At 69.8% G+C, this 9,367-nt stretch carries 9 protein-coding genes and 2 pseudogenes; 8 read left to right on the top strand and 3 right to left on the bottom strand.

The features are described from left to right. The coding region (locus AOK09_RS03275) for a glycoside hydrolase family 3 N-terminal domain-containing protein (protein WP_055585570.1) at positions 1 to 1,203 on the top strand (1,203 nt) is incomplete at its 5' end. Between the two features lie 361 nt (positions 1,204 to 1,564). After that, complete coding sequence (locus tag AOK09_RS03270; protein WP_063795817.1) at positions 1,565 to 1,936, top strand: STAS domain-containing protein; 372 nt, start codon at positions 1,565 to 1,567, stop codon at positions 1,934 to 1,936. A 178-nt stretch (positions 1,937 to 2,114) separates the two neighbouring features. Here the strand turns inward: AOK09_RS03270 and AOK09_RS41230 are convergent, their stop codons facing one another. The 3 genes and pseudogenes from AOK09_RS41230 to AOK09_RS03255 all read right to left on the bottom strand — a co-directional run bounded on the left by AOK09_RS41230 (position 2,115) and on the right by AOK09_RS03255 (position 4,825). Then, positions 2,115 to 3,176, bottom strand: a complete 1,062-nt coding sequence (locus AOK09_RS41230) for a pentapeptide repeat-containing protein (RefSeq protein WP_055585569.1) — start codon at positions 3,174 to 3,176, stop codon at positions 2,115 to 2,117. Between the two features lie 110 nt (positions 3,177 to 3,286). Next, a pseudogene (locus AOK09_RS03260) lies at positions 3,287 to 3,665 on the bottom strand (transposase); the annotation flags it as partial. 182 nt (positions 3,666 to 3,847) lie between these two features. Then, the gene (locus AOK09_RS03255; RefSeq protein ID WP_055585568.1) at positions 3,848 to 4,825 is read right to left on the bottom strand and encodes a GlxA family transcriptional regulator; all 978 of its coding nucleotides are present in this window, start codon (positions 4,823 to 4,825) and stop codon (positions 3,848 to 3,850) included. Positions 4,826 to 4,961: 136 nt separating this feature from the next. Between AOK09_RS03255 and AOK09_RS03250 the strand changes: the two genes are divergently transcribed. The 6 genes and pseudogenes from AOK09_RS03250 to AOK09_RS03225 form a co-directional block, all read left to right on the top strand. Further along, a complete protein-coding gene (locus AOK09_RS03250; protein ID WP_055585567.1) occupies positions 4,962 to 5,600 on the top strand; it encodes an HD domain-containing protein in 639 nt (212 codons plus the stop codon). 555 nt (positions 5,601 to 6,155) lie between these two features. Continuing rightward, positions 6,156 to 6,362, top strand: a pseudogene (locus AOK09_RS03245) (zinc-binding dehydrogenase); the annotation flags it as partial. A 24-nt stretch (positions 6,363 to 6,386) separates the two neighbouring features. Then, positions 6,387 to 6,842 (top strand): cupin domain-containing protein, encoded by a 456-nt coding sequence (locus AOK09_RS03240; protein ID WP_055585571.1) that lies wholly within the window; start codon positions 6,387 to 6,389, stop codon positions 6,840 to 6,842. Between the two features lie 126 nt (positions 6,843 to 6,968). Beyond that, on the top strand, positions 6,969 to 7,427 hold the full coding sequence (locus AOK09_RS03235; RefSeq protein ID WP_055585565.1) for a carboxymuconolactone decarboxylase family protein: 459 nt from the start codon (positions 6,969 to 6,971) through the stop codon (positions 7,425 to 7,427). A gap of 488 nt (positions 7,428 to 7,915) precedes the next feature. Continuing rightward, positions 7,916 to 9,043, top strand: a complete 1,128-nt coding sequence (locus tag AOK09_RS03230) for an ABC transporter permease (RefSeq protein ID WP_055585564.1) — start codon at positions 7,916 to 7,918, stop codon at positions 9,041 to 9,043. Continuing rightward, positions 9,040 to 9,367, top strand: a 328-nt coding sequence (locus AOK09_RS03225) for an ATP-binding cassette domain-containing protein (protein WP_157875781.1), incomplete at its 3' end; no start/stop codon positions are given. The genes AOK09_RS03230 and AOK09_RS03225, both read left to right, overlap by 4 nt.

Genomic DNA, 9,367 nt, shown 5'->3' with positions numbered 1-9,367 from the left:
CGTGTCCCCGGAACGGCCGCGGCCCCCGGCAGCCCGAGCAGCTCGGCCTCCGCGTCCGTCCCGTCGCCGGGCACCCCCACCCCGGCGACCTCGGCCGCGACCCACGCCCCCGGCACTCCGACCGCCCCGGCGACGCCCGCCCGGCCCGCCATCGCCTGCGCCGACCGCGTCCTCGCCGCGATGACCGAGGACCAGCGGATCGGGCAGCTGTTCATGGGCGGTCTTGCGGCCGCCCGTCCGGACCCGGCCCGGGTCGGCATCCTGCGCGACAACCACGTGGGATCGATCATGCTCACCGGCCGCAGCGCGGCCGGGACCGCGGCCACCCGCAGGATCGTCGACGCGCAGCAGGCTCACGCGGACCGGGTCCTGGGCCGGCCGGTCAGGATGCTCGTCGCCACCGACCAGGAGGGCGGGCAGGTCCAGGTGCTGAGCGGCCCCGGTTTCTCCGCCATCCCCAGCGGGCTGGTCCAGGGCGGCTGGTCCCCTGCGACGCTGCGCAGCCGGGCGGCCGTCTGGGCCGGCCAGCTGAGGTCCGCCGGGGTGACCCTCGACCTGGCACCCGTGTCGGACGTGGTCCCGGCGGCACTCGGAACCCGCAACGCCCCCATCGGCCGCTACCAGCGTGAGTACGGTCACACGGCCACCGCCGTGACCTCGCACAGCACCGCCTTCGCCGCCGGCTTCACACAGTCGGGCGTCATGACCACCCTCAAACACTTCCCCGGCCTGGGCGAGGTGCTCGGCAACACCGACACCACCGCCGACGTGGTGGACTCGGTGACCACCGCCGGCAGCGCCGCTCTGGCGCCCTTCCGCACCGGCATCCAGGCCGGCGCGCCCTTCGTCATGATCTCGTCGGCCACCTACAGCAGGATCGACGCCAGGCACCAGGCGGTCTTCTCCCCGGCCGTCATCAACGGCCTGCTGCGCACCGGCCTCGGCTTCCGGGGGGTGGTCATCTCGGACGACCTGGGGAACGCCGCCGCCGTGCACGCCGTCGGCCCCGGGCAGCGGGCGGTCTCGTTCCTGCAGGCGGGCGGGGACATGATCCTCACGGTGGAGCCGCGTACCGTCCCGGCGATGGTGCAGGCCGTTCGAGCCCGGATGCACCAGGACGCTTCCTTCCGGGCCGGGGTGGAGCAGAGCGTGCGCCGCATCCTCGCCGTGAAGCAGAGGGCGGGCCTGCTCACCTGCGGCTGAGCTGCAGCGTTGTGGCCTGCCGTACAGCTGTGACGGGCGGCCGCCGGAACCGCCGGCCGGGCTCCGGAAACCGACGTCAACCCCGCGTTCGGGGGGCACGCCGGTCACCCGCCGACCCAGCGGTGACTGAGGGCTGTGCCGACTGCGGGCGACCGGGTGCCTGTACCGAAGGCCGTCGCTGTGTGACGATGAGGAGACAAGAGATTGGCCGGCGCCCTGCCGTAGTCGTTGCGGGGACCGGCCTACGGGTATCGGAAGTCGCCCTCCACACGGGCATCCGATCCCGCCATCGCTGCCGGGCAGGCCTTGTCGGCGCTCTGCGGCCTTGGGCTCACGACCCCCGGAAGGGGGCGCGCCTACTGTGATCGTCACCGCCAGCTCGAACAACGGTGCTACGACCGTCATCAGCCCGCGCGGGGAAATCGACTTCACCACCCTGCCCGACCTGCTCACCGCCGCCAGGAAGCTGCCCCGCTGCGTCACCGAGGTCGTCTGGGACCTCCGCGAGGCTGCGTTCATGGACGTCGCAGGCCTGCACCTGCTCGTCGACCAGCGCCTGGCCTGCCGGGGAACGAACCGGACGCTCACTGTGACCGGCCTGGGCCAGCAGCCGCAGCGGCTCCTGACCCTGGTCAGTGAGCTGTTCCCCGCCGAGGAGTGGGACGCCTTCCTCGAAGAGATGCAGTCGCCGGCCGCTGTCGGCGTGTCCGGGAGCACGGAACCCGGCCGCTGAGCGGCGGTTCCCCGCTGCGGCGGAGGCGCGGCCGACTGCCCCCGGCCGGCGGGGCTCCAAAGGCCTAGGCCAGACACCGGGGGGCAAGCGGCCCACCTGCAACTTTCGGTCACCGACGCCGCTGGGCAACTGCGTGCCGCAGCCGTCCCCGCCCCCCGGCTCCAGAGTCTGGGGCCGTCTACAGGAGTGCCCGGGCAGTGGGTGCCGGCGCGTCCGCGGGCTGCTCCCCGTGCCGCTCCTGCCAAACGCGACAGGCTTCGATCCGGGCAACCACCCACGGGTCGCCGGCCAGCTCCGGGGGCAGCACGGTGTGTTCGTCGAGCACCGCCCCGGAGAGTTGCTCGGCGGTCAGCGAGACCGCATCGGTGAGGTCGGCACCGCGAAGGTCCGTGCCCAGCAGCGAGGCACCGCTCAGGTGCGCTCCGCGCAGGCTCGCCTTCGCGAGTTGGGCCTGGTCAAGCTGTGCCGAGGCCAGTACCGCACCGCTCAGGTCGGCACCGTTGAGGATCGCCTCGCGCAGGTCGGCTCCGCGAAGATCGGCTTTCCTCAGGTCCGCCCAGGTCAGATATGCACGGGAGAGGCGGGGCGGATGGCCCAGGTCGAAGCTGCGCAGAATCAGTCCGGCCAAGCCGGTGGAGCGGAGATCCAGACGTCGCGCCTCGGGGCGCTCCGGCCGGCGAGCCAGCACAGTCAGCGCCGCCTGGATGTCCGTGGCGGGCTCGGTGCCCCTGCCCGGTGCGGTGCGCGGGGCCGGGACGGCCAGCTCGGCACCGGCTGGTACCGGCGCCTGGGCATGCTCACGCACGTACGCTGCTAGGAGGGCCACCACAGTGGCATGTTCCTGGGCTGACTCGGCCATGACGTGCTCCAGGGCGTAGATGCCGCCCAGCTTCGACTCCAGCTTCTCGGAGGCCAACTGGCCGACGGCTGTGCTGAACCGCTGGGTGACCTGCCCCCGCCGGGACAAGTGGTAGGTCCGGGCGGTGTACCCCAGACCCAGGAGCACAGCAACGCCGCCGCTGGAGGCGAGCACTGTCTCGCGTACCGCGTTCAGCGCGTCCGCCTGGTCCTTGCCGTTCAGGGCGCGGACGGTGTGCCCGGCGATCAGCCACGACACCGGACCCAGAACCAGCAGGACCAGCGCCAGAGCACCGGGCACCGCCAGGACCAGGCCGATGGTGGTGCGGTGCCGACGGACCCGGGCCGCCAGGACGGTACGGAGCTGCGATTGAGACCTCATGTCGAGCTATTCCAGCGCATGGCGGGGACCCGGGCGAGATCGCCTCGGCTAAGGGTTGTCCCATAATTGATCACGTGCGGCTGTGGAGGTACTGACTCCCGTGCCGCTCGTTACGCGGCCTGCAGGAGGTTGTGCAGGCGGGCGATGCCGAGCATGGCGTGGTGGACGCCGTCGCCCTTGAGTCGGCAGTCGCGCAGAATCTTCCAGGTCTTCATGCGGGCGAAGACGTGCTCGATCCTGTTCGTGGGAGTGGTTGTGTTCCTGCTTCCACTCGGAGAGCTCTCCGCCGGGCGGGCGGCGGTGCGGGATGACCAGGCCGGTACCCAGGTAGCCGCCGTCGGCGATAGTGGTGGCCTGGCCGACGGCGGCCTTCGCCCCGGACTCCTCCCATGCCGTGCTGTCATGCCGGTGGCCGGGCACTGGGCGTCCGACCGCCACGACCAGCCGCGTGTCGGCATCGATGACGACCTGGTGGTTGGTCGAGTACCGGTTAGTGGTTCGTCTCGGATCCTTGTACGGGTAACCCGGTAGGTTGCATGCCGCGGACTTGCTTGTGCAGCTTCCAGGCGTACAGCGATGGGGTCCGATGCCATGGCTCCGAAGGCGCAGAGGTTGGTGGCCAGGGTGGTCGGGCAGGTCGAGGTCGGCTCGCGGGGCGGGCTCTGGTGGTCTTACTGCTGCCCTTCGTCGGCTCGGCGCGCTGTGCTGAAGCGACGCTGATAGGCGGCGGGGCTGAGCGACAATTCCCTCACGAAAACTCTCCGCATACTCTCGTAATTCGGGAATCCGGCAAGGGATGCCGTCTGCGTCGCGGTATACCCCTGGTCGAGTAGAGCTTTCGCCATGTCGAACCGGATCATCTCCACGTACCGGGCCGGCGTGGTTGACAGCTCTTCACGAAAGAGCCGCGTCAGGTGCCGAGGGCTCACATTGAGGTGCTTGGCGAGTTCGCCGAGTGAGTGGTTTCCCCCGGGATTCGCCGTGATCGCGTCGGTGATTCTGCGGAGGGCCGGAGATCGGGGCGGCGATCCCTGCAGTGGAGCGGAGAACTGTGATTGGCCGCCAGAGCGCTGCAAATAGACCACCAGGGCGCGGGCGACGTCGCGGGTCAGATCAGGGCCGTGATCCTCCTCGACGAGTGCCAGTGCCAGGTCGATGCCTGCGGTCACGCCCGCCGAGGTGTAGGTGGTGCCGTCACGGACGTAGATCGCGTCGGGTTCGACGCGGCTGGCCCGGCAGCGGGCGGCGAGCTCGTGCGCGACCTTCCAGTGCGTGGTCGCGCGCTTGCCGTCCAGGAGGCCGGCGGCGCCGAGGATGAATGCCCCGGTGCAGATGGACGCGACCCGGCCGGCCCGGCCCGCCAGCGTTCGCGTGGCCTCGATCAGATCACGGGGCACAGGTGCGCGCGGGTAGAGGTCTGCGCCGGCCACCAGGAACGTGTCAGGAGCAGGCTCCGTGGCGGCGGCGTCGACTGCGATCCGGATCCCGATGGACGAGGTGACATCGGCACCGGTCGGTGACACCAGCACGATCGTGTAGTCGGCACCGAGCCGGTTCGCTTCCCCGAATACCTCCGCGGGGCCGACGACGTCCAGGAGTTTGACCCCGTCGTAGACCAGGATCGCAACCCGATGCTTGGCGGAGCCCACAATCCCGCTGCCCGCCTGTCCGGATTCGGGTGACTCATGGCCGGACCGAGGGAGCGCCGGACGCCGGGTGGTTGGCAGTGTGGAAGACGGACGCACCGTCCATTCGTAACACACCGATGTCGGAAGGAGAGAGGTCATGAGCGAGATCATCGCGGGGGTAGAGATTCCTGAAACGGCGGCGGTCGCCGAGGCCACCCGCCTCATGCAGGAGATGACCAGCCCCCTCATCTACCACCACTCCCGGCGCGTTTTCGTCTTCGGCGCCATGCATGCTCACAGGTTCGGCCTGGAGCCCGACCCGGAGCTTCTCTACCTGTCCGCCATGTTTCACGACACGGGTCTCTTGACGCCGTTTTCTGACGTGGAGCAGCGCTTCGAGGTCGATGGAGCCGACCACGCACGCAAGTTCATGCTCGATCGCGGTTTCCCGGCCACGGCCGCCGACGTGGTGTGGACGGCGATCGCGCTGCACACGACTCCGGGAATTCCGGGGCGGATGGGCCCGGAGATCGCCATCACGCACTTCGGGGTTCTGACCGATGTGCTCGGATTCGGTCTGGACGAGCTGGATCGCAGCCAGGTGGACGAGGTCACCGCCGTCCATCCGCGGGGCGACTTCAAGAACGGGTTTTTGCAGGCCTTCGTCGACGGACTCAAGTACCGCCCGGAGACCACGGACGGAACCGTGAATTCTGATGTGCTGGAGCACTTCGTTCCCGGCTTCCAGCGCACCACCACGGTCGAGCGCATCTTGGGCGCTCCCTGGCGGAGCTGATCAGGACGCCATAAGAGGACCGGATCGCCGAGGTGCTGGATGGCTCCGGGCCGAGTGCCGGGCAGCTCGCCTCGCGGGCACAACGGCGGGTGGCCAAAGCAAAGCAGTCGACGCCGCAGGCGTCGAAGGCGGAGCGTGAACGCGTCCTCGCGGTCTTCCGCGCCGCCTACGAAAGCGGCGACCTGGCCGGGCTGGCAGGCGGACGCCGTCCACGTCACCGACGGCGGCGGCAAGGTCTTGGCGGCACGCAAGCTCAACCACGGCGGCGAGCGCGTCGCCGACGTCATGGTGCGTACGGGACGCCAGTGGCGTCCCGTACCGCATCGACTTCGCCGAAGTAGGCGGCGAGCTCTCCCTCGTGTTTCCACCGGGAAGGCAGGGTCTATATCCGTTGACACGATCCAGATCACCAACGGTCTGATCACCGTGTACCACAGGGTCATAAACCCCGCCGAACTCATGCGCGTCTGAGCTGTCCCACCCGAACGGCCTACCTCGTCACCCTGATGAGAGCGCACAGCGGGCGACGAAGGAATACTCGGCAACAGGTGAGACAGCATCGTCATGCCGCCCAAGGTCCGGCCCAAGGACGGGCGGGCCGCCTTCTTCGTCGTCGAACCCGACCGCGCCCGGCTCGCCGAGCTCGCCACGCGGCTGAGGGACGGCCGGCTCAAGCCGTTCGTCGGTGCTGTGCGGCCGCTCGCCGAGGCGCCCGCCGCGTTCGCCCCCGGCAAGACGATCATCCGCGTCACGGAAGACTGAATCGGGAGACCCATTGTGATCGGAATGCGAATCACCGCTGGCCTGCTGGCTGCGGCCACGCTGACTGGGGCCACGGCCTGCTCGGCCTTCGACCAGCCCGCCCACGCCAAGGCGCAGGCGCCGGTCGCGGCATCGACGCGCCCCGTCGAAACCTTCACACCGCTGCTCCAGCAGGCGCTTCCGAATGTGAAGGGCAAGACGTTCACCTCAGCGATCGTCGCCTTCCCGCCCAGCGCACGCGCGCTGCCGCACCGGCACGGCCAGGCGTTCGTCTACGCCTACGTCCTCGAAGGCACCGTGCGCAGCAAGCTCGACGACAAGCCCGCGACCACCTACCACAAGGGCGAGAACTGGGTCGAGCAGCCGGGCGCCCACCATGTCCTCACCGAGAACACCAGCCGGACCAAGCCGGCAAAGCTCCTGGTCGTATTCGTCTCCGACGCTGGGGCCAAGCTCAAGGTCGACGACCCGAAGTCGTAACCCCGGGGCATGGAGGGAGGCGGCAACACTCTCCCCGAGCTCCGCCCCTGCCGGAGCATGCCCCATCCACCACCAAGACGTGCCCGACAAGCGCGGCGCGGACCACGCGAAGGAAGCAAAGGAACCATGACCGACCCCCAGCGCGTCAACATCGGCGAGCAGCACCCGGCCGCCTACAAGACCCTCATTGCCCTGTCGTCGGAGGTGGAGAAGGCCGCCGCCGCAGCGGGCCTCGACCCGCTCCTGGTCGAGCTGCTGAGGATCCGCACCTCCCAGATCAACGGCTGCGCGTTCTGCCTGCGCATGCACACCCACGACGCCCTCAAGAAGGGCGAGAACCCCGACCGGATCGCGGTGCTGCCCGCCTGGGCAGAGACCGGCTACTTCTCCGACACCGACCGCGCCGCCCTCCGCCTCACCGAGGCGATCACACGCGTGCCGGACGGACACGTCAGCGACGAGGACTTCAACGCCGCTGCGGCCATACTCACCGCAGACCAGATCTCGGCAGTCGCCTGGCTGGCAACCGTGATGAACGCCTTCAACCGCGTCGCGATCACCAGCCGGTACCCCGTCGGCAGCTGACCTCGACGGCGCGCGTTCGGGGCTCCCTCCTGGGCAGCGCGGGTCAGGGACGATGCTCAGCGGCTAGGCGATCGCCAAGCGCACCAGCCTGCTCGCCCCAGACGGCAGCTGCCGCTGATCGCGGAGCAGGCTGCGATCCGCAGCGTGTCCGAAGCGACAGGTAGTTCTCCGTAACGGTGGTCCCACCACCCCCCAGGAGCGGACGGCGAAGCCTTCAGCCCGCTCCGACGTCGTGATCGACGGCTCAGTAACCAACCTCGTGAGCGATCCGACTGGTCAGCGAGCCGCGCAACGAGCCCCTTGGGGAGCCAGGTCGCGCCCAGGAGAGACAGTCCGGTCGGGAGCGGGCTGGGGCGCGTGGCGCAGCGTACCGACAGAGGTGTCGGCAACATCCGATAAGATGCTGACACTCGCGTCGTCAAGTTCCAGTAAAGGGACGGCGTGCTCAGTCGTGGTGCCCCGATCACCTTCATCGCTCGGAGAACTCCGTGTTCCTTGCTCTACGCGATCTGCGCTTCGCCCGCGGTCGCTTCGCCCTGATGGGCGCGGTGGTCGCGCTCATCGCCGTCCTCGGTGTCCTCCTGTCCGGACTTGCCTCCGGCCTGGCGGACGCCGGTATATCCGGCCTGCGCGCGCTCCCCGTGACCCATATGGCCTTCGACGAGAAGGCGACCAGCGAGCAGTTCTCCCGCTCGACCGTGGAGCAGCAGGTCTGGCAGGCGTGGTCCAGGGCCCCGGGAGTGAAGCGGGCGGAGCCGTTCGGTAACACCCTGGCCAACGCCCAGGTGATCCAGGGCACCAAGAAGGGCGAGGAGGTCAACCTCGCCGTCTTCGGGATGGCCCCCGACTCGTCCCTGGCCCCCACCCCCACCGAAGGCGTGGGCCTGAAGGCGGGCAGTGCGGGCATCGTGATCACCCGGGAGATCGCCGACCTGGGAGTGAAGATCGGGGACGTCCTGACCGCCGACAAGAGCGAGGTGCCGCTGAAGGTGGTCGGCCTGGTCGACAAGCCCATCTCCTACGGTCACATCGGCGTCGCCTACACCGACCTCGACACATGGCGGCGTCTTCACTACGGCCTGCCGGGTGACCTGCCCGAGGCCGCACGCCGGCAGGCCACCGCTGTCGCCCTGACGCTGGAGCCGGGGGCCGACGTCGCCGCCGTGGAGAAGGCGACCGCCACCCGCGCCGACAGCAAGGAGACCACCTACGGCGCGTCCCCCGGCTACACGGCCGAGTCAAGCACCATGGCCCTGATCAAGGGCTTCCTGTACGCCATCTCCGCCCTGGTCGTCGGTGCGTTCTTCACCGTCTGGACCGTGCAGCGCAAGGCCGAGATCGCCCTGCTGAAGGCACTCGGCGCCCCCACCGGATACATCCTGCGCGACGCGCTCGCCCAGGTCGTCGCCGTGCTCGTCGGCGCCACGGCCGTCGGCACCGCGATCGGCCTGGCCCTGGGGAGCGCGATGACCGGCAAGGCCCCGTTCTCCCTCTCCGCTCCGGCCATCGCCACCTCCTGCGGTCTGCTCATCGGCCTCGGGACCGTGGGTGCCGTCGTCGCCGTCCGCCGCATCACCGCCGTCGACCCTCTGACCGCTCTGGGAGCCTCCCGATGACCACACCCGCCACCGAGGACCAGGCCGCCCCGGACGCCGCAGGCTCCGGCGGACTGCGACTGGCCTCCGTCACCCTCACCGTGGGCGACGGCAACACCGCCGTCACCGCCCTCGACCACGTCAGCCTGAGCGTCGCCCCGGGCGAGTTCGTCGCCGTCGTCGGTCCCTCGGGATCCGGCAAGTCCAGCCTTCTCGCCGTCGCGGGCGGCCTTCAGCAGCCCACCTCGGGCGCCGTGCACATCGCCGGCACCGAGCTGACCGCCCTCTCGGACAAGGAACGCACCGCGGCCCGCCGCCGCCACATCGGCTTCGTCTTCCAGCAGT

It is taken from the genome of Peterkaempfera griseoplana (assembly GCF_001418575.1).
GTDB lineage: Bacteria > Actinomycetota > Actinomycetes > Streptomycetales > Streptomycetaceae > Peterkaempfera > Peterkaempfera griseoplana.
This window is presented reverse-complemented; position numbering and strand designations above follow the sequence as displayed.